This is a genomic window from Bacillus sp. SLBN-46 (genome assembly GCF_031453555.1).
GTDB lineage: Bacteria > Bacillota > Bacilli > Bacillales > Cytobacillaceae > Neobacillus.
Genome location: NZ_JAVIZM010000001.1, coordinates 354,392 through 373,898 on the forward strand (window position 1 = coordinate 354,392; position 19,507 = coordinate 373,898).

10 protein-coding genes, 9 tRNA genes and 6 rRNA genes are annotated in these 19,507 nt (G+C 46.0%); all 25 read right to left on the reverse strand.

What is annotated here, in order from left to right; genetic code table 11:
* Positions 1 to 13 precede the first annotated feature (13 nt).
* Positions 14 to 475, reverse strand: a complete 462-nt coding sequence (locus QFZ87_RS01845; RefSeq protein ID WP_308081596.1) for a CtsR family transcriptional regulator — start codon at positions 473 to 475, stop codon at positions 14 to 16.
* A 242-nt stretch (positions 476 to 717) separates the two neighbouring features.
* Positions 718 to 834: ribosomal RNA gene (rrf, locus tag QFZ87_RS01850) — 5S ribosomal RNA — on the reverse strand.
* Positions 835 to 914: 80 nt separating this feature from the next.
* A 23S ribosomal RNA gene (locus QFZ87_RS01855) occupies positions 915 to 3,850 on the reverse strand.
* A gap of 206 nt (positions 3,851 to 4,056) precedes the next feature.
* Positions 4,057 to 5,594, reverse strand: a 16S ribosomal RNA gene (locus QFZ87_RS01860).
* Between the two features lie 163 nt (positions 5,595 to 5,757).
* A tRNA-Ala gene (locus tag QFZ87_RS01865) sits at positions 5,758 to 5,833 on the reverse strand.
* A gap of 10 nt (positions 5,834 to 5,843) precedes the next feature.
* Positions 5,844 to 5,920, reverse strand: a tRNA-Pro gene (locus tag QFZ87_RS01870).
* A gap of 6 nt (positions 5,921 to 5,926) precedes the next feature.
* Positions 5,927 to 6,000: transfer RNA gene (locus QFZ87_RS01875), tRNA-Arg, on the reverse strand.
* A gap of 22 nt (positions 6,001 to 6,022) precedes the next feature.
* Positions 6,023 to 6,111 (reverse strand) — tRNA-Leu (locus QFZ87_RS01880).
* An 8-nt stretch (positions 6,112 to 6,119) separates the two neighbouring features.
* Positions 6,120 to 6,191, reverse strand: a tRNA-Gly gene (locus tag QFZ87_RS01885).
* A 13-nt stretch (positions 6,192 to 6,204) separates the two neighbouring features.
* A tRNA-Leu gene (locus tag QFZ87_RS01890) sits at positions 6,205 to 6,289 on the reverse strand.
* A gap of 14 nt (positions 6,290 to 6,303) precedes the next feature.
* A tRNA-Lys gene (locus QFZ87_RS01895) sits at positions 6,304 to 6,379 on the reverse strand.
* Between the two features lie 19 nt (positions 6,380 to 6,398).
* A tRNA-Thr gene (locus QFZ87_RS01900) sits at positions 6,399 to 6,474 on the reverse strand.
* A gap of 22 nt (positions 6,475 to 6,496) precedes the next feature.
* Positions 6,497 to 6,572, reverse strand: a tRNA-Val gene (locus QFZ87_RS01905).
* Positions 6,573 to 6,587: 15 nt separating this feature from the next.
* A 5S ribosomal RNA gene (gene rrf, locus QFZ87_RS01910) occupies positions 6,588 to 6,704 on the reverse strand.
* A gap of 80 nt (positions 6,705 to 6,784) precedes the next feature.
* Positions 6,785 to 9,721 (reverse strand): 23S ribosomal RNA (locus tag QFZ87_RS01915).
* 206 nt (positions 9,722 to 9,927) lie between these two features.
* Positions 9,928 to 11,465: ribosomal RNA gene (locus QFZ87_RS01920) — 16S ribosomal RNA — on the reverse strand.
* Together the 16S, 23S and 5S rRNA genes with 9 tRNA genes alongside form the textbook arrangement of a ribosomal RNA operon.
* A 341-nt stretch (positions 11,466 to 11,806) precedes the next feature.
* On the reverse strand, positions 11,807 to 13,306 hold the full coding sequence (gene lysS, locus QFZ87_RS01925) for a lysine--tRNA ligase (RefSeq protein WP_309857041.1): 1,500 nt from the start codon (positions 13,304 to 13,306) through the stop codon (positions 11,807 to 11,809).
* 289 nt (positions 13,307 to 13,595) lie between these two features.
* Positions 13,596 to 14,597 (reverse strand): tRNA dihydrouridine synthase DusB, encoded by a 1,002-nt coding sequence (gene dusB / locus QFZ87_RS01930; protein ID WP_309857043.1) that lies wholly within the window; start codon positions 14,595 to 14,597, stop codon positions 13,596 to 13,598.
* A gap of 11 nt (positions 14,598 to 14,608) precedes the next feature.
* Complete coding sequence (locus QFZ87_RS01935; protein WP_308081599.1) at positions 14,609 to 14,815, reverse strand: helix-turn-helix domain-containing protein; 207 nt, start codon at positions 14,813 to 14,815, stop codon at positions 14,609 to 14,611.
* On the reverse strand, positions 14,767 to 15,294 hold the full coding sequence (folK, locus tag QFZ87_RS01940; RefSeq protein WP_309857048.1) for a 2-amino-4-hydroxy-6-hydroxymethyldihydropteridine diphosphokinase: 528 nt from the start codon (positions 15,292 to 15,294) through the stop codon (positions 14,767 to 14,769). The genes QFZ87_RS01935 and folK overlap by 49 nt, the downstream gene beginning before the upstream one ends.
* A gap of 2 nt (positions 15,295 to 15,296) precedes the next feature.
* Positions 15,297 to 15,656, reverse strand: coding sequence for a dihydroneopterin aldolase (gene folB / locus QFZ87_RS01945; protein WP_308081601.1), 360 nt, complete (start codon positions 15,654 to 15,656; stop codon positions 15,297 to 15,299).
* Positions 15,649 to 16,428 (reverse strand): dihydropteroate synthase, encoded by a 780-nt coding sequence (folP, locus tag QFZ87_RS01950; RefSeq protein ID WP_309867581.1) that lies wholly within the window; start codon positions 16,426 to 16,428, stop codon positions 15,649 to 15,651. The genes folB and folP overlap by 8 nt, the downstream gene beginning before the upstream one ends.
* Before the next feature lie 181 nt (positions 16,429 to 16,609).
* Complete coding sequence (gene cysK / locus QFZ87_RS01955; protein WP_309857052.1) at positions 16,610 to 17,539, reverse strand: cysteine synthase A; 930 nt, start codon at positions 17,537 to 17,539, stop codon at positions 16,610 to 16,612.
* Positions 17,540 to 17,696: 157 nt separating this feature from the next.
* Positions 17,697 to 18,596: a peptidyl-prolyl cis-trans isomerase gene (locus QFZ87_RS01960; RefSeq protein WP_309857055.1), complete on the reverse strand. Its 900-nt coding sequence runs from the start codon at positions 18,594 to 18,596 to the stop codon at positions 17,697 to 17,699.
* Between the two features lie 21 nt (positions 18,597 to 18,617).
* Positions 18,618 to 19,496, reverse strand: a complete 879-nt coding sequence (hslO, locus tag QFZ87_RS01965) for an Hsp33 family molecular chaperone HslO (RefSeq protein ID WP_309857057.1) — start codon at positions 19,494 to 19,496, stop codon at positions 18,618 to 18,620.
* Positions 19,497 to 19,507 lie beyond the last annotated feature (11 nt).

The window sequence follows — 19,507 nt, forward strand, 5'->3', positions numbered from 1 at the left end:
CCAGCAGCAAAAATTATTTATATTTTAATGATGTTAACATAGCTTTTAGCATTCTCGCACGCAATTCATCTCGGTATGGAAGATCAATATATAATACAGAACGATCGATTACACTTAACATAATTTTAGCTTCCCTATTCGTAATAATCTCTTCCTGAACCAGTCGTAAAATGACATCCTCAGCACTTGTTTGACTAATGTGCTTTTGAATAAGTGAGAGCAGTTGTTCAATTAAGTGGGCCAAATCATGGGATTGAACCTTCATAATTCGGATGTATCCGCCCCCACCTCTCTTGCTTTCGACAATATAACCTCTTTCTATGGTAAAACGAGTGTTTATAACGTAATTAATTTGTGATGGAACACATTGGAATTTATCAGCAATTTCACTTCGTTTAATTTCAACAAGATCTTCCTCACTCATTTCAAGGACTTGCTTTAAGTATTTTTCAATGATATCGGAGATGTTTCTCATCTTTCCACCCCCTATCTTTCTGACTTTGACTATCTTTGACTTTGATTATACTGAAAATTTTATGTAGATGCAACGATTCCCTACTAATGATTTTCCCCAAATCTCGCGGTTGCGAAACCTTTAATTGTTTAAAAAATTTTATGATTGGAGGTTTAGAATGTAGATAGTTTGGGTGTTGAGGAAGGATTATCTTTTAATCATATACAAAAAAAAGACAACCTTTAATGGGTTGTCTTTTTTTTGCCTGGCAACGTCCTACTCTCACAGGGACTTTCGTCCCAACTACCATCGGCGCTGAGAAGCTTAACTTCCGTGTTCGGTATGGGAACGGGTGTGACCTTCTCGCCATAGTTACCAGACTATTTTGTTAGAGAGATCGTTCTCTCAAAACTAGATAATGCAGAAGAAGTGTTTGTAAACTACGAGTTCGCTTTAAAACTTGGTTAAGTCCTCGAACGATTAGTATCAGTCAGCTCCACATGTTACCACGCTTCCACCTCTGACCTATCAACCTGATCATCTTTCAGGGTTCTTACTAGCTTGACGCTATGGGAAATCTCATCTTGAGGGGGGCTTCATGCTTAGATGCTTTCAGCACTTATCCCGTCCGCACATAGCTACCCAGCGATGCCTTTGGCAAGACAACTGGTACACCAGCGGTGCGTCCATCCCGGTCCTCTCGTACTAAGGACAGCTCCTCTCAAATTTCCTGCGCCCACGACGGATAGGGACCGAACTGTCTCACGACGTTCTGAACCCAGCTCGCGTACCGCTTTAATGGGCGAACAGCCCAACCCTTGGGACCGACTACAGCCCCAGGATGCGATGAGCCGACATCGAGGTGCCAAACCTCCCCGTCGATGTGGACTCTTGGGGGAGATAAGCCTGTTATCCCCGGGGTAGCTTTTATCCGTTGAGCGATGGCCCTTCCATGCGGAACCACCGGATCACTAAGCCCGACTTTCGTCCCTGCTCGACTTGTAGGTCTCGCAGTCAAGCTCCCTTGTGCCTTTACACTCTACGAATGATTTCCAACCATTCTGAGGGAACCTTTGGGCGCCTCCGTTACTCTTTAGGAGGCGACCGCCCCAGTCAAACTGCCCACCTGACACTGTCTCCCACCCCGATAAGGGGTGCGGGTTAGAATTTCAATACAGCCAGGGTAGTATCCCACCGACGCCTCCACCGAAGCTAGCGCTCCGGTTTCTCAGGCTCCTACCTATCCTGTACAAGCTGTACCAAAATTCAATATCAGGCTACAGTAAAGCTCCACGGGGTCTTTCCGTCCTGTCGCGGGTAACCTGCATCTTCACAGGTACTATAATTTCACCGAGTCTCTCGTTGAGACAGTGCCCAGATCGTTACGCCTTTCGTGCGGGTCGGAACTTACCCGACAAGGAATTTCGCTACCTTAGGACCGTTATAGTTACGGCCGCCGTTTACTGGGGCTTCGATTCAGAGCTTCGCTTGCGCTAACCCCTCCTCTTAACCTTCCAGCACCGGGCAGGCGTCAGCCCCTATACTTCGCCTTGCGGCTTCGCAGAGACCTGTGTTTTTGCTAAACAGTCGCCTGGGCCTATTCACTGCGGCTCTTCGAGGCTATTCACCTCAAAAAGCACCCCTTCTCCCGAAGTTACGGGGTCATTTTGCCGAGTTCCTTAACGAGAGTTCTCTCGCTCACCTTAGGATTCTCTCCTCGCCTACCTGTGTCGGTTTGCGGTACGGGCACCTTTTATCTCGCTAGAGGCTTTTCTTGGCAGTGTGGAATCAGGAACTTCGGTACTAAATTTCCCTCGCTATCACAGCTCAGCCTTCACGGAAAGCGGATTTTCCTACTTTCCAGCCTAACTGCTTAGACGCGCATATCCAACAGCGCGCTTACCCTATCCTCCTGCGTCCCCCCATCACTCAAACGATAAAGAGGTGGTACAGGAATATCAACCTGTTGTCCATCGCCTACGCCTTTCGGCCTCGGCTTAGGTCCCGACTAACCCTGAGCGGACGAGCCTTCCTCAGGAAACCTTAGGCATACGGTGGATGAGATTCTCACTCATCTTTCGCTACTCATACCGGCATTCTCACTTCTAAGCGCTCCACCAGTCCTTACGGTCTAGCTTCAACGCCCTTAGAACGCTCTCCTACCACTGACATCTAAGATGTCAATCCACAGCTTCGGTGTTACGTTTAGCCCCGGTACATTTTCGGCGCAGAGTCACTCGACCAGTGAGCTATTACGCACTCTTTAAATGGTGGCTGCTTCTAAGCCAACATCCTGGTTGTCTAAGCAACTCCACATCCTTTTCCACTTAACGTAAACTTTGGGACCTTAGCTGGTGGTCTGGGCTGTTTCCCTTTTGACTACGGATCTTATCACTCGCAGTCTGACTCCCACGGATAAGTCTTTGGCATTCGGAGTTTGTCTGAATTCGGTAACCCGATGAGGGCCCCTAGTCCAAACAGTGCTCTACCTCCAAGACTCTAACTACGTGAGGCTAGCCCTAAAGCTATTTCGGAGAGAACCAGCTATCTCCAAGTTCGATTGGAATTTCTCCGCTACCCACACCTCATCCCCGCACTTTTCAACGTGCGTGGGTTCGGGCCTCCATCCAGTGTTACCTGGACTTCACCCTGGACATGGGTAGATCACCTGGTTTCGGGTCTACGACCACATACTCATTCGCCCTATTCAGACTCGCTTTCGCTGCGGCTCCGTCTCTTCAACTTAACCTTGCATGGGATCGTAACTCGCCGGTTCATTCTACAAAAGGCACGCTATCACCCATTAACGGGCTCTAACTACTTGTAGGCACACGGTTTCAGGAACTATTTCACTCCCCTTCCGGGGTGCTTTTCACCTTTCCCTCACGGTACTGGTTCACTATCGGTCACTAGGGAGTATTTAGCCTTGGGAGATGGTCCTCCCTGCTTCCGACCGGATTTCACGTGTCCGGCCGTACTCAGGATCCACTCAGGAGGGAACGAAGTTTCGACTACAGGGTTTTTACCTTCTCTGACGGGTCTTTCCAGACCGCTTCATCTACCCCGTTCCTTTGTAACTCCATGTTGAGTGTCCTACAACCCCAAGAGGCAAGCCTCTTGGTTTGGGCTATGTCCCGTTTCGCTCGCCGCTACTCAGGGAATCGCGTTTGCTTTCTCTTCCTCCGGGTACTTAGATGTTTCAGTTCCCCGGGTATGCCTTCAATACCCTATGTATTCAGGTAAAGATACTGTTCCATTACGAACAGTGGGTTCCCCCATTCGGAAATCTCCGGATCAAAGCTTACTTACAGCTCCCCGAAGCATATCGGTGTTAGTCCCGTCCTTCATCGGCTCCTAGTGCCAAGGCATTCACCGTGCGCCCTTTCTAACTTAACCTAAAAGGTTTATTTCTCTAAATTAATAGAGAGAAAACTAAAATGGCGATTACTCGATGTGTTACTTGACTTCTTCATTACGATTATCTAGTTTTCAAAGAACGATTAAAAAAAGCTTTGAGAGATTGCACTCTCAAAACTAAACAAACAAGAAACAATCAAACAAACATGTTTTGTCTGGCTCATAGGTCCAGCTTATATCCTTAGAAAGGAGGTGATCCAGCCGCACCTTCCGATACGGCTACCTTGTTACGACTTCACCCCAATCATCTGTCCCACCTTAGGCGGCTGGCTCCTTACGGTTACCCCACCGACTTCGGGTGTTACAAACTCTCGTGGTGTGACGGGCGGTGTGTACAAGGCCCGGGAACGTATTCACCGCGGCATGCTGATCCGCGATTACTAGCGATTCCGGCTTCATGTAGGCGAGTTGCAGCCTACAATCCGAACTGAGAATGGTTTTATGGGATTGGCTAAACCTCGCGGTCTTGCAGCCCTTTGTACCATCCATTGTAGCACGTGTGTAGCCCAGGTCATAAGGGGCATGATGATTTGACGTCATCCCCACCTTCCTCCGGTTTGTCACCGGCAGTCACCTTAGAGTGCCCAACTAAATGCTGGCAACTAAGATCAAGGGTTGCGCTCGTTGCGGGACTTAACCCAACATCTCACGACACGAGCTGACGACAACCATGCACCACCTGTCACTCTGTCCTCCGAAGGGGAACGTCCTATCTCTAGGAGTGTCAGAGGATGTCAAGACCTGGTAAGGTTCTTCGCGTTGCTTCGAATTAAACCACATGCTCCACCGCTTGTGCGGGCCCCCGTCAATTCCTTTGAGTTTCAGCCTTGCGGCCGTACTCCCCAGGCGGAGTGCTTAATGCGTTAGCTGCAGCACTAAGGGGCGGAAACCCCCTAACACTTAGCACTCATCGTTTACAGCGTGGACTACCAGGGTATCTAATCCTGTTTGCTCCCCACGCTTTCGCGCCTCAGCGTCAGTTACAGACCAGAAAGCCGCCTTCGCCACTGGTGTTCCTCCACATCTCTACGCATTTCACCGCTACACGTGGAATTCCGCTTTCCTCTTCTGTACTCAAGTCCCCCAGTTTCCAATGACCCTCCACGGTTGAGCCGTGGGCTTTCACATCAGACTTAAAGGACCGCCTGCGCGCGCTTTACGCCCAATAATTCCGGACAACGCTTGCCACCTACGTATTACCGCGGCTGCTGGCACGTAGTTAGCCGTGGCTTTCTGGTTAGGTACCGTCAAGGTACCGGCAGTTACTCCGATACTTGTTCTTCCCTAACAACAGAGCTTTACGACCCGAAGGCCTTCATCGCTCACGCGGCGTTGCTCCATCAGACTTTCGTCCATTGTGGAAGATTCCCTACTGCTGCCTCCCGTAGGAGTCTGGGCCGTGTCTCAGTCCCAGTGTGGCCGATCACCCTCTCAGGTCGGCTACGCATCGTCGCCTTGGTGAGCCGTTACCTCACCAACTAGCTAATGCGCCGCGGGCCCATCTGTAAGTGACAGCCGAAACCGTCTTTCAGCTTTTCCTCATGAGAGGAAAAGGATTATCCGGTATTAGCTCCGGTTTCCCGAAGTTATCCCAGTCTTACAGGCAGGTTGCCCACGTGTTACTCACCCGTCCGCCGCTAACCACCGAAGTGGTTCGCTCGACTTGCATGTATTAGGCACGCCGCCAGCGTTCGTCCTGAGCCAGGATCAAACTCTCCAAGAAAGTTGATTAGCTCATTTTGTTACGTTGGCTTCGTTTCATTAAAGAAACGAAATATTTTTGTTTGTTGACGTTTTGTTTGTTTAGTTTTCAAAGGACAATTGTCTCATGTGCGACTTTTACATAGTATCAAATAATATATATATTGTCAACACATTAATTTGTTTGGTGGAGCCTAGCGGGATCGAACCGCTGACCTCCTGCGTGCAAAGCAGGCGCTCTCCCAGCTGAGCTAAGGCCCCAAAATATTAATGGTCGGGAAGACAGGATTCGAACCTGCGACCCCTTGGTCCCAAACCAAGTGCTCTACCAAGCTGAGCTACTTCCCGTTAAAGTGCGCCCTGAGAGATTCGAACTCCCGACCTTTTGATTCGTAGTCAAACACTCTATCCAGCTGAGCTAAGGGCGCATATGAATTTAGTAAACTTAAATGGTGCCGAGGACCGGAATCGAACCGGTACGGTAGTCACCTACCGCAGGATTTTAAGTCCTGTGCGTCTGCCAGTTCCGCCACCCCGGCAATATGAGAGCGGAAGACGGGATTCGAACCCGCGACCCCCACCTTGGCAAGGTGGTGTTCTACCACTGAACTACTTCCGCGTATGAAATTAAATGGTGCGGGTGAAGGGAGTCGAACCCCCACGCCTTGCGGCGCCAGATCCTAAGTCTGGTGCGTCTGCCAATTCCGCCACACCCGCATATTCATTTAAAATGGTGAGCCATGAAGGACTCGAACCTTCGACCCTCTGATTAAAAGTCAGATGCTCTACCAACTGAGCTAATGGCTCGTACTAGATGTAAAAAACATGGTGCCGGCGAGAGGACTTGAACCCCCAACCTACTGATTACAAGTCAGTTGCTCTACCAATTGAGCTACCCCGGCATAGGTTTAGTTTAAAAGTATATGGTGGAGGATGACGGGATCGAACCGCCGACCCTCTGCTTGTAAGGCAGATGCTCTCCCAGCTGAGCTAATCCTCCGTAAATATATATATAGCCTGGCAACGTCCTACTCTCACAGGGACTTTCGTCCCAACTACCATCGGCGCTGAGAAGCTTAACTTCCGTGTTCGGTATGGGAACGGGTGTGACCTTCTCGCCATAGTTACCAGACTATTTTGTTAGAGAGATCGTTCTCTCAAAACTAGATAATGCAGAAGAAGTGTTTGTAAACTACGAGTTCGCTTTAAAACTTGGTTAAGTCCTCGAACGATTAGTATCAGTCAGCTCCACATGTTACCACGCTTCCACCTCTGACCTATCAACCTGATCATCTTTCAGGGTTCTTACTAGCTTGACGCTATGGGAAATCTCATCTTGAGGGGGGCTTCATGCTTAGATGCTTTCAGCACTTATCCCGTCCGCACATAGCTACCCAGCGATGCCTTTGGCAAGACAACTGGTACACCAGCGGTGCGTCCATCCCGGTCCTCTCGTACTAAGGACAGCTCCTCTCAAATTTCCTGCGCCCACGACGGATAGGGACCGAACTGTCTCACGACGTTCTGAACCCAGCTCGCGTACCGCTTTAATGGGCGAACAGCCCAACCCTTGGGACCGACTACAGCCCCAGGATGCGATGAGCCGACATCGAGGTGCCAAACCTCCCCGTCGATGTGGACTCTTGGGGGAGATAAGCCTGTTATCCCCGGGGTAGCTTTTATCCGTTGAGCGATGGCCCTTCCATGCGGAACCACCGGATCACTAAGCCCGACTTTCGTCCCTGCTCGACTTGTAGGTCTCGCAGTCAAGCTCCCTTGTGCCTTTACACTCTACGAATGATTTCCAACCATTCTGAGGGAACCTTTGGGCGCCTCCGTTACTCTTTAGGAGGCGACCGCCCCAGTCAAACTGCCCACCTGACACTGTCTCCCACCCCGATAAGGGGTGCGGGTTAGAATTTCAATACAGCCAGGGTAGTATCCCACCGACGCCTCCACCGAAGCTAGCGCTCCGGTTTCTCAGGCTCCTACCTATCCTGTACAAGCTGTACCAAAATTCAATATCAGGCTACAGTAAAGCTCCACGGGGTCTTTCCGTCCTGTCGCGGGTAACCTGCATCTTCACAGGTACTATAATTTCACCGAGTCTCTCGTTGAGACAGTGCCCAGATCGTTACGCCTTTCGTGCGGGTCGGAACTTACCCGACAAGGAATTTCGCTACCTTAGGACCGTTATAGTTACGGCCGCCGTTTACTGGGGCTTCGATTCAGAGCTTCGCTTGCGCTAACCCCTCCTCTTAACCTTCCAGCACCGGGCAGGCGTCAGCCCCTATACTTCGCCTTGCGGCTTCGCAGAGACCTGTGTTTTTGCTAAACAGTCGCCTGGGCCTATTCACTGCGGCTCTTCGAGGCTATTCACCTCAAAAAGCACCCCTTCTCCCGAAGTTACGGGGTCATTTTGCCGAGTTCCTTAACGAGAGTTCTCTCGCTCACCTTAGGATTCTCTCCTCGCCTACCTGTGTCGGTTTGCGGTACGGGCACCTTTTATCTCGCTAGAGGCTTTTTCTTGGCAGTGTGGAATCAGGAACTTCGGTACTAAATTTCCCTCGCTATCACAGCTCAGCCTTCACGGAAAGCGGATTTTCCTACTTTCCAGCCTAACTGCTTAGACGCGCATATCCAACAGCGCGCTTACCCTATCCTCCTGCGTCCCCCCATCACTCAAACGATAAAGAGGTGGTACAGGAATATCAACCTGTTGTCCATCGCCTACGCCTTTCGGCCTCGGCTTAGGTCCCGACTAACCCTGAGTGGACGAGCCTTCCTCAGGAAACCTTAGGCATACGGTGGATGAGATTCTCACTCATCTTTCGCTACTCATACCGGCATTCTCACTTCTAAGCGCTCCACCAGTCCTTACGGTCTAGCTTCAACGCCCTTAGAACGCTCTCCTACCACTGACATCTAAGATGTCAATCCACAGCTTCGGTGTTACGTTTAGCCCCGGTACATTTTCGGCGCAGAGTCACTCGACCAGTGAGCTATTACGCACTCTTTAAATGGTGGCTGCTTCTAAGCCAACATCCTGGTTGTCTAAGCAACTCCACATCCTTTTCCACTTAACGTAAACTTTGGGACCTTAGCTGGTGGTCTGGGCTGTTTCCCTTTTGACTACGGATCTTATCACTCGCAGTCTGACTCCCACGGATAAGTCTTTGGCATTCGGAGTTTGTCTGAATTCGGTAACCCGATGAGGGCCCCTAGTCCAAACAGTGCTCTACCTCCAAGACTCTAACTACGTGAGGCTAGCCCTAAAGCTATTTCGGAGAGAACCAGCTATCTCCAAGTTCGATTGGAATTTCTCCGCTACCCACACCTCATCCCCGCACTTTTCAACGTGCGTGGGTTCGGGCCTCCATCCAGTGTTACCTGGACTTCACCCTGGACATGGGTAGATCACCTGGTTTCGGGTCTACGACCACATACTCATTCGCCCTATTCAGACTCGCTTTCGCTGCGGCTCCGTCTCTTCAACTTAACCTTGCATGGGATCGTAACTCGCCGGTTCATTCTACAAAAGGCACGCTATCACCCATTAACGGGCTCTAACTACTTGTAGGCACACGGTTTCAGGAACTATTTCACTCCCCTTCCGGGGTGCTTTTCACCTTTCCCTCACGGTACTGGTTCACTATCGGTCACTAGGGAGTATTTAGCCTTGGGAGATGGTCCTCCCTGCTTCCGACCGGATTTCACGTGTCCGGCCGTACTCAGGATCCACTCAGGAGGGAACGAAGTTTCGACTACAGGGTTTTTACCTTCTCTGACGGGTCTTTCCAGACCGCTTCATCTACCCCGTTCCTTTGTAACTCCATGTTGAGTGTCCTACAACCCCAAGAGGCAAGCCTCTTGGTTTGGGCTATGTCCCGTTTCGCTCGCCGCTACTCAGGGAATCGCGTTTGCTTTCTCTTCCTCCGGGTACTTAGATGTTTCAGTTCCCCGGGTATGCCTTCAATACCCTATGTATTCAGGTAAAGATACTGTTCCATTACGAACAGTGGGTTCCCCCATTCGGAAATCTCCGGATCAAAGCTTACTTACAGCTCCCCGAAGCATATCGGTGTTAGTCCCGTCCTTCATCGGCTCCTAGTGCCAAGGCATTCACCGTGCGCCCTTTCTAACTTAACCTAAAAGGTTTATTTCTCTAAATCAATAGAGAGAAAACTAAAATGGCGATTACTCGATGTGTTACTTGACTTCTTCATTACGATTATCTAGTTTTCAAAGAACGATTAAAAAAAGCTTTGAGAGATTGCACTCTCAAAACTAAACAAACAAAAAACAATCAAACAAACATGTTTTTTCTGGCTCATAGGTCCAGCTTATATCCTTAGAAAGGAGGTGATCCAGCCGCACCTTCCGATACGGCTACCTTGTTACGACTTCACCCCAATCATCTGTCCCACCTTAGGCGGCTGGCTCCTTACGGTTACCCCACCGACTTCGGGTGTTACAAACTCTCGTGGTGTGACGGGCGGTGTGTACAAGGCCCGGGAACGTATTCACCGCGGCATGCTGATCCGCGATTACTAGCGATTCCGGCTTCATGTAGGCGAGTTGCAGCCTACAATCCGAACTGAGAATGGTTTTATGGGATTGGCTAAACCTCGCGGTCTTGCAGCCCTTTGTACCATCCATTGTAGCACGTGTGTAGCCCAGGTCATAAGGGGCATGATGATTTGACGTCATCCCCACCTTCCTCCGGTTTGTCACCGGCAGTCACCTTAGAGTGCCCAACTGAATGCTGGCAACTAAGATCAAGGGTTGCGCTCGTTGCGGGACTTAACCCAACATCTCACGACACGAGCTGACGACAACCATGCACCACCTGTCACTCTGTCCCCCGAAGGGGAACGTCCTATCTCTAGGAGTGTCAGAGGATGTCAAGACCTGGTAAGGTTCTTCGCGTTGCTTCGAATTAAACCACATGCTCCACCGCTTGTGCGGGCCCCCGTCAATTCCTTTGAGTTTCAGCCTTGCGGCCGTACTCCCCAGGCGGAGTGCTTAATGCGTTAGCTGCAGCACTAAGGGGCGGAAACCCCCTAACACTTAGCACTCATCGTTTACGGCGTGGACTACCAGGGTATCTAATCCTGTTTGCTCCCCACGCTTTCGCGCCTCAGCGTCAGTTACAGACCAGAAAGCCGCCTTCGCCACTGGTGTTCCTCCACATCTCTACGCATTTCACCGCTACACGTGGAATTCCGCTTTCCTCTTCTGTACTCAAGTCCCCCAGTTTCCAATGACCCTCCACGGTTGAGCCGTGGGCTTTCACATCAGACTTAAAGGACCGCCTGCGCGCGCTTTACGCCCAATAATTCCGGACAACGCTTGCCACCTACGTATTACCGCGGCTGCTGGCACGTAGTTAGCCGTGGCTTTCTGGTTAGGTACCGTCAAGGTACCGGCAGTTACTCCGGTACTTGTTCTTCCCTAACAACAGAGCTTTACGACCCGAAGGCCTTCATCGCTCACGCGGCGTTGCTCCATCAGACTTTCGTCCATTGTGGAAGATTCCCTACTGCTGCCTCCCGTAGGAGTCTGGGCCGTGTCTCAGTCCCAGTGTGGCCGATCACCCTCTCAGGTCGGCTACGCATCGTCGCCTTGGTGAGCCGTTACCTCACCAACTAGCTAATGCGCCGCGGGCCCATCTGTAAGTGACAGCCGAAACCGTCTTTCAGCTTCCCCTCATGAGAGGAAAAGGATTATCCGGTATTAGCTCCGGTTTCCCGAAGTTATCCCAGTCTTACAGGCAGGTTGCCCACGTGTTACTCACCCGTCCGCCGCTAACCACCGAAGTGGTTCGCTCGACTTGCATGTATTAGGCACGCCGCCAGCGTTCGTCCTGAGCCAGGATCAAACTCTCCAAGAAAGTTGATTAGCTCATTTTGTTACGTTGGCTTCGTTTCATTAAAGAAACGAAATATTTTTGTTTGTTGACGTTTTTGTTTGTTTAGTTTTCAAAGAACAATGTCTTTATCGCTCAAAAGCGACTTTATTATCTTACCGAGTTATCAACTGAAAGTCAATAACTTTTTTAACTTCTTTTTTCTTACTAAGTTACTGTCTCGCAGCAACAGATATTAATATACCACCAATAATGGTTAGGTGCAATAGACTTTTTCGCTTTTATTCTTATTTGTTTAAAGTAAAAATATTCATACAAATAATACAAAAGGAAAGTGCCGGTTTTATCCGGCACTTTTACTACAATTAACGATGACGCATTAATGGGAATAATAGAACGTCACGAATAGATGGTGAATTGGTTAACAACATTACTAGACGGTCGATACCAATTCCTAAACCACCTGTTGGTGGCATACCGTATTCTAATGCTTCAACGAAATCCTCATCCATCATATGGGCTTCGTCGTTACCTTGCTCACGCTCTTTTAATTGCGCTTCAAAACGTTCTCTTTGGTCAATTGGATCATTCAATTCAGTAAAGGCATTTGCATGCTCACGAGCAACGATAAACAATTCGAAGCGATCTGTAAATCGAGGATCTTCCTCATTTTTCTTCGCTAACGGTGAAATCTCTACTGGATGACCATATATAAAGGTAGGTTGAATCAGTTTCTCCTCAACCTTTTGCTCAAAGAACTCATTAACAATATGGCCGTAGAGCATATTGTCGTTAATCTCCACTCCATGTTCTTTGGCATGTTGACGAGCCTCTTCTACACTCATTTCTTTCCAGAAATCTACACCGGTATATTCTTTAATCGCATCTACCATGTGTAATCTTTTCCACTCAGGTTTAAGATCTACTTCATATTCACCATATTGGATAGTTGTTGTGCCTACTACCTCTTGGGCAATATGGGCAATTAGATTTTCTGTTAGGCTCATGATGTCTCTGTAATCTGCATATGCTTCATATAACTCAATCATCGTGAATTCGGGGTTGTGACGTGTAGACACACCCTCATTTCTGAATACACGGCCGATTTCATACACCTTCTCAAGTCCACCTACGATTAGACGCTTTAAGTGAAGCTCGATGGCAATCCTCATAAATAACGGCATATCTAAAGCATTATGATGCGTAATGAACGGTCTAGCAGATGCTCCACCAGCAATCGAATGCATCATCGGTGTTTCAACCTCTAAATAACCATGGTCATCTAAATAGCGACGCATAGATTGGATAATACGGCTTCTAGCAATAAAGGTCGCCTTGCTCTCTTGGCTCATGATTAGATCCAAATAACGCTGGCGGTAACGTTGTTCTACATCCTTTAAACCGTGGAACTTATCCGGAAGTGGGCGCAATGCTTTTGTTAGGAATTCAAAGGTCTCTACTTTTACAGAAAGTTCGCCGACTTTTGTTTTAAATAGAGTGCCAGTTACTCCGATAATATCACCTAAATCAGCAGAATCGAAAATCTTATAGGATTCTTCCCCAATCGCATCCTGACGAACATAGACTTGAATTTGCCCAGTTAAATCTTGAATATGAGCAAAACCTGCCTTACCCTTACCACGCTTAGTCATAATACGACCTGCAAGAGAAACAGAAACATTCTTTGCCTCAAGGTCTTCTTTTTCAATTTCACCGTACTGATTAATTAATTCCATTGCGCTGTGAGAACGGTCATATCGCTTACCAAATGGATCAAGACCATGTTCACGCATGCTATTCATTTTTTCGCGTCTGACCCTCAATTGGTCATTTAATTCTTCCTGACTCAATGCAATCAACTCCATTTATTCTTTTATTATGTAAAACGCTAAACAAATCCGCGCATTATCACTTTTTTTACATACTATATTATTTTACACAAACTTAAGAATTCAGACATCAAAAAAGTAAGTAATATAGAATAAAAAGAGGATGTCCCAAAACAAAGTGTCAGACCCCACAACCTCAACATATCGCTGAACTTCTCATAAAAGGCGACTATATATGAGTGTTAAACGTGAGGTCAGACCCTTTGGAACATCCTCCTTCATTCTAATCAAAAATAGTATAGAAAAAGATAGATTAGATGTCAAACTAACCTACGATTAATTCACTTTGTTCTATTTCTTCAACCTCAGCGACTAATCCATTAAGAATGATCACTAAGTCTTCTCTTGTATTACACTCATTGATGGCATTGCGGACTCTGCCATTTCCACGTACGCCTTTTAAATACCAAGCAGCATGTTTACGCATTTCACGAACTGCAATATACTCATCTTTAAGTGCAATTAACCGATCTAAATGCAGGATACACACATCTATTTTTTCACGAACAGAAGGCTCTGGCATTAATTTACCTGTCTCTAAATATTGAACCGTACGGTAAATCATCCATGGGTTCCCTAAAGCTGCTCTACCGATCATAACCCCATCCACACCTGTTTCTTCTATCATTCTCTTCGCATCCTGTGGTGTTTGCACATCACCGTTACCGATAACGGGAATGTTAACAGATTGTTTTACTTCTCGAATAATATCCCAGTTTGCTTTTCCTTCATACATTTGAACACGTGTACGACCGTGAAGAGCAACCGCCTTTCCTCCCGCACGCTCAACTGCTTGGGCGTTTTTAACCGCAAAAATATGCTCTTCATCCCAGCCCATGCGCATTTTAACGGTAACTGGCTTTTCTACCTCTGCTACAACAGCAGATACCATTTCATAGATTTTATTCGGATCAAGTAGCCATTTTGCTCCTGCGTCACATTTCGTAATTTTTGGAACCGGACAACCCATATTAATATCGATAATATCCGCGTTCGTATTTTTATCAACAAACTTTGCAGCCTCAACTAGCGTTTCCTTTTCACCACCAAAAATTTGCAAGCTAAGTGGTTTTTCGCGTTCATCGATATAGAGCATATTCATCGTTTTTTCATTTTTAAGAACGATCCCTTTGTCACTTACCATCTCAGCACAGACTAAACCTGCACCAAATTCCTTTACCGTTAAACGGAACGCTGAGTTACATACCCCAGCCATCGGCGCTAGGACAACTGGATTCTTTATTTCAATGTTGCCTATTTTCAACATAAACCGACCTCCTATTCTTTTGGCATTAGATCTTCTATCGTTATTTTTAAGGAGTGTGCGATTCGCTGTAGTAAATCGTCTGCCGGGAGACGGTTTCCCCTTTCGATTTCTCCTAGTATTGACACTGATACTCCTAGTTCCTTCGAGAAGCCTTCTTGTGTAAAACCTTTTAGCTTTCGATAGGCTCGAATACGTCTTCCCCATTTTTCTGCTTCCATATTCGGACTCCTTCTTTATCAGGTATAGCATTTAACCATGCTGCAAGAGGTTTTTCCATTTCTGGAATACTGATGTCACGATTTGTTTCTAAAAGTGGTATCATTACAAACGCCCGCTCTATCATTCTCGGATGCGGAACGATTAGCTTCTCTGTTTCAATATTTTCTTGGTTATAAAGGAGAATGTCAAGGTCTATTGTGCGTGGCCCCCATTTAATTTCCCTTTTTCTCCCAAGTTCTAATTCTGTTTTCAGGCATACTTCTAATAGTTCCATTGCACTAAATGTCGTTTGAATCTCGATTACCATATTTAAAAATAAGTCCTGGTCTTCATAGCCGACAGGGTCTGTTTCGTAGATTGAGGAATAATTTACTAGTTCTATCTGTGAATAATCTACTAAATGCTTAATAGCACTCATTAGATTATCATAGCGGTTTCCTATGTTAGAACCAAGGGCAATAAATGCTGTATTTTCCACTCTCATCTTCTCCTCGTAATTTCTACTGCTACAGACTGATAGTGACCCGGAATAGGTGGGTCTGGCTTAATGACCTTTACCGTTACATCTAAAACTAAAGGAAATTGCTTCAACACACTGCTAGCAATTCTTTCTGCAACAGCTTCCACTAACTTATATGGTTTTCCCTCAACTATTTCTTTGCACACTTGATAAAGTTCACCATAATTGACGGAATGCTCAAGCTCATCCGTTTCTCCTGCTTTTTTCAAATCAACTGTCACTGATAAATCAACAGCAAAACGTTGTCCTAATCGGTTCTCCTCAGGAAACACACCATGGTACCCGTAAAATTCCATCCTGTTGACAAATATTTTATCCAAGTACTTCACCCTTTCCCATTAGTACATCCATCATTTTTGCCATTCTACTCATTTCTTTAATATCATGAACTCGAATGATTTGGCAGCCTTTTTGTATACCATAACAAACAGTTGCTCCTGTACCTTCCATTCTTTCATCAACAGGGAGATTTAATGCTTGTCCAATAAGCGATTTTCTTGAAGTCCCTAGAAGCACAGGATAGCCTAGCATCACTAATTTATCTAAATTTTGCATTGTCAGCACATTTTCTTGATAATCCCGCGCAAATCCAATACCTGGATCAAGGATAATATTTTCATCTCTTACTCCAGCTTTTTTTGCAATAGCAATACTTTCAAAAAGGTCATTTATAACATCTCTCATGAAAAATTGATAGTTCCGGTCATGTCGATTATGCATTAACACAATGGGAACATCATATTGAGCAGCCACAGGGGCCATCTGCTCATCAGCCTTTGCTCCCCAAATATCGTTAATAATATGAGCGCCTGCTTCAATGGCCTGTTTGGCAACTTCTGCTTTATAGGTATCAATAGAAATTGGTACTTGGACATGCTCTGAAATCGCCTTAATAATAGGGATGACTCTTTCTAACTCTTCCTCTACAGGAACAGCCGCAAAGCCTGGTCTAGTTGATTCTCCGCCAATATCGATAATATCCGCACCATTCACTACCATTTCTTTGGCATGTTCAATTGCTTTTTCAATATGATTAAATTTTCCGCCATCAGAGAAGGAATCTGGAGTGACGTTTAGAATTCCCATTATCATAGTTTTCTTTGTAAAATCTAAGGTATAAGGTCCACAATGAATTAGTCCTTGGTGTGCATTCAACCCAATTCCTCCTAGCTAAAATTTTTCACTTCCTTTATCATACATGAAATTAAAAATTGTTTCATTTTTCATGCAAAAAAAGAAGCACTGGCAATGGCCAATGCCTCTCTCTATTTATTTATTCAGCGTCATATTGGTACAACGGAGTACTTAAGTAACGCTCACCGTTGTCTGGAATAATCGCAAGGACCTTTTTACCTTTTCCAAGCTTCTTTGCCACTTCGATCGCTGCGTGAATGGCTGCACCTGAAGAGATTCCGCCAAGAATTCCTTCTTCTTTAGCTGCTCGGCGCGATGCTTCAAAAGCTTCTTCTGTTCCAACTTTTATAATCTCATCGTAGATATTTGTATTTAAGGTGTCAGGAATAAATCCTGCTCCAAGTCCTTGAAGCTTATGCGGACCTGGTTTTCCTCCTGATAATACAGGAGAATCCTGTGGCTCTACCGCATAGATTGTAACTTCTGGGAATTTTTCACGAAGCACACTTCCTGCTCCTGAAATCGTTCCTCCAGTTCCAATTCCTGAAACAAAAGCATCCAGTTGATCCATTTGCTCAGCAATCTCTTTCCCTGTTGTTCTTCTGTGAACTTCTGGGTTCGCTTCATTCTTAAATTGCTGAGGTAAGAAGTAACCATGTTCCTTTACAAGTTCTTCTGCCTTAGCAATTGCCCCTTTCATCCCTTCAGGACCTGGCGTTAATACTAGTTCAGCACCATAAGCACGAAGCAGGTTCCGTCTTTCTAAGCTCATTGTCTCTGGCATTACAAAGACTGCTTTATATCCCTTTGCAGCAGCAATCATGGCAAGACCGATACCAGTATTACCACTTGTAGGTTCAATAATTGTATCTACGCCAGGTTTAATTAACCCTTTTTCCTCAGCCGCTTCAATCATGGCTAATGCGATACGATCCTTTACACTGCTGCCAGGATTGAAATATTCCAGCTTTAAGTAAACCTCAGCACTATTTTCATCTACTAATCTGTTTAATTTTACAATAGGAGTTTGGCCGACTAATTCGGCAACTGAATTTGCAACGCGAACCATAATGGCACCTCTATTCCGAGTATTTTTATTGGATTTATAATGAATTTACCAGTTTTATACTTGTTTTGTCAATTGTTTTAGCTCGCTAAAATTATGAAATTTTCCGCAAATTTTGTAAAAGAAAAACACAGACATTTTGCTGTGTTTTTTGCATGACTTACTCTTTATTTTTATCTTTCCCATAAAACCATTTTACCTCAACTTCATCCCAAAAAGTTGATGCGGTAGCCGGTGTTTTCATTTGCTCAAGGGCTATTTGCCTACGGATTTGTTCTTTCACTTCATCAAAGGAGTAACTTTTTCCGCTCAGCTTTCCTTCTAGCTTAATTAAGGCGTACCCATCATCCACCTTTATTGGTTTACTATATGCACCCTTTTTAAGCTTTTTAGCTGTTTCTATATATTTTTGGGGATACCGTTCATCCTCTTCCGTAATATACCCAATATCTCCGCCTTCATTAGCTGAGAATTCATCAATCGAGCGTTCCATCGCCAACGCAGAAAAACTAGATCCATGCGCTAACTCTTTTGATGCTTTTGTTGCTTCATTTTTTGTTTTAACAATAATCTGTGATAGATGATAGGCAGTAGGGATATTGAAAAGGTCTTTATTTTTTTCATAATACCTTTTTAATTCTTTTGAAGAAACGTCCACATCTCTTGTTAAAAGCTCTTCTAACAAAAGGGTGTTGCGTAATTCTTCTTTCCACTTCTTCTCGCTTGCATGATTTTTTTGACTAAGCGGATCCACAGTGGTTTGGAGCATTCTAAATTCACGCTCAACCTCTTGATCTGAGATTTTTATTTTGTACTTAGCCGCTGTTTCTGTAACAACCTTCTGATCGATCATTTCCTTTAAGACGTCTTTTCCATATTTAGCTTCTAATTCATTGAGCCAATCCTGTCTGGAAATAGACGTTTTTCCCACTGTCGCAACGGCTTCCTCGCTCATCGCTGCCCCGCTTGCTTCTTTCACCTTCGACTGAAAAAAAACAACCGTTAGAACATTCACCAAAATAAGGGCAGCAATTACCATCCAAAGCTGCTTCTTCCCCAATCTCTTTCCCCCTAGGAATGCTTATTTAGCTTCCTTTTTCATTTCTTCTAGCTCGTCTTTAGTGAAAAGATATTTCTCATTACAAAAGTGACAATGAGCTTCCGCTTGGCCGTCTTCCTCGATCATAGCATCAATTTCAGTTTTACCTAATCCAATGATTGCATTGGCAAACCGATCCTTCGAGCAGTTACACGCGAATTGTACAGGCATCTTTTCTAATATCTTCACCTGTTCTTTTCCGAATAACTCCGCTAAAATCTCCTCAGGTGTTAACCCTTGCTCAATTAATTTGGAAACAGGTGGAATGGTACTTAACCGTTCCTCCACTTGTGAAATAACAGATTCAGGGGTTCCTGGCATTAATTGAAAAATAAACCCACCCGCTGCTAAGATTGTATCATCTGGATTAACAAGCACACCGACACCAACAGAAGATGGTACCTGCTCAGAGGTGGCAAAATAATACGTAAAGTCCTCACCCAATTCTCCAGATACAAGAGGAACCTGCCCAGAGAAGAAATCACGTAAGCCGATATCCTTCACTACTGCTAACATCCCGTCTGTTCCGACCGCGCGGCGGACATCAAGCTTTCCATGTTCATTCGATTCAAAATCAACCTCTGGATTCGTTACATACCCACGGACTTCTCCCTTCGCGTTGCTGTCAACTACGATTGGACCCAGTGGACCGCCACCGTTAATTTTAATGGTAAGCTTATCCTCGCCTTTAAGCATAGCACCCATCATAACTCCTGCGGTCAACGTGCGGCCAAGTGCCGCTGATGCAGTCCTCCAGGTTTGATGACGCTCTTGTGCCTCTCGGATAGTTTCCGTTGTTCTTACTGCATATGCTCGTATATTTCCATCACAGGCTAACGCCTTAACTAAATAATCACTCATGGTAAAACTCC

Bases quoted from the DNA above. Each gene is read 5' to 3' on its own strand.
- folP (WP_309867581.1), bottom strand. From the start codon at position 16,428: ATGATAATGGGAATTCTAAACGTCACTCCAGATTCCTTCTCTGATGGC.
- cysK (WP_309857052.1), bottom strand. From the start codon at position 17,539: ATGGTTCGCGTTGCAAATTCAGTTGCCGAATTAGTCGGCCAAACTCCT.
- hslO (WP_309857057.1), bottom strand. From the start codon at position 19,496: ATGAGTGATTATTTAGTTAAGGCGTTAGCCTGTGATGGAAATATACGA.
- QFZ87_RS01845 (WP_308081596.1), bottom strand. From the start codon at position 475: ATGAGAAACATCTCCGATATCATTGAAAAATACTTAAAGCAAGTCCTT.
- QFZ87_RS01935 (WP_308081599.1), bottom strand. From the start codon at position 14,815: ATGGAAGCAGAAAAATGGGGAAGACGTATTCGAGCCTATCGAAAGCTA.
- lysS (WP_309857041.1), bottom strand. From the start codon at position 13,306: ATGGAGTTGATTGCATTGAGTCAGGAAGAATTAAATGACCAATTGAGG.
- dusB (WP_309857043.1), bottom strand. From the start codon at position 14,597: ATGTTGAAAATAGGCAACATTGAAATAAAGAATCCAGTTGTCCTAGCG.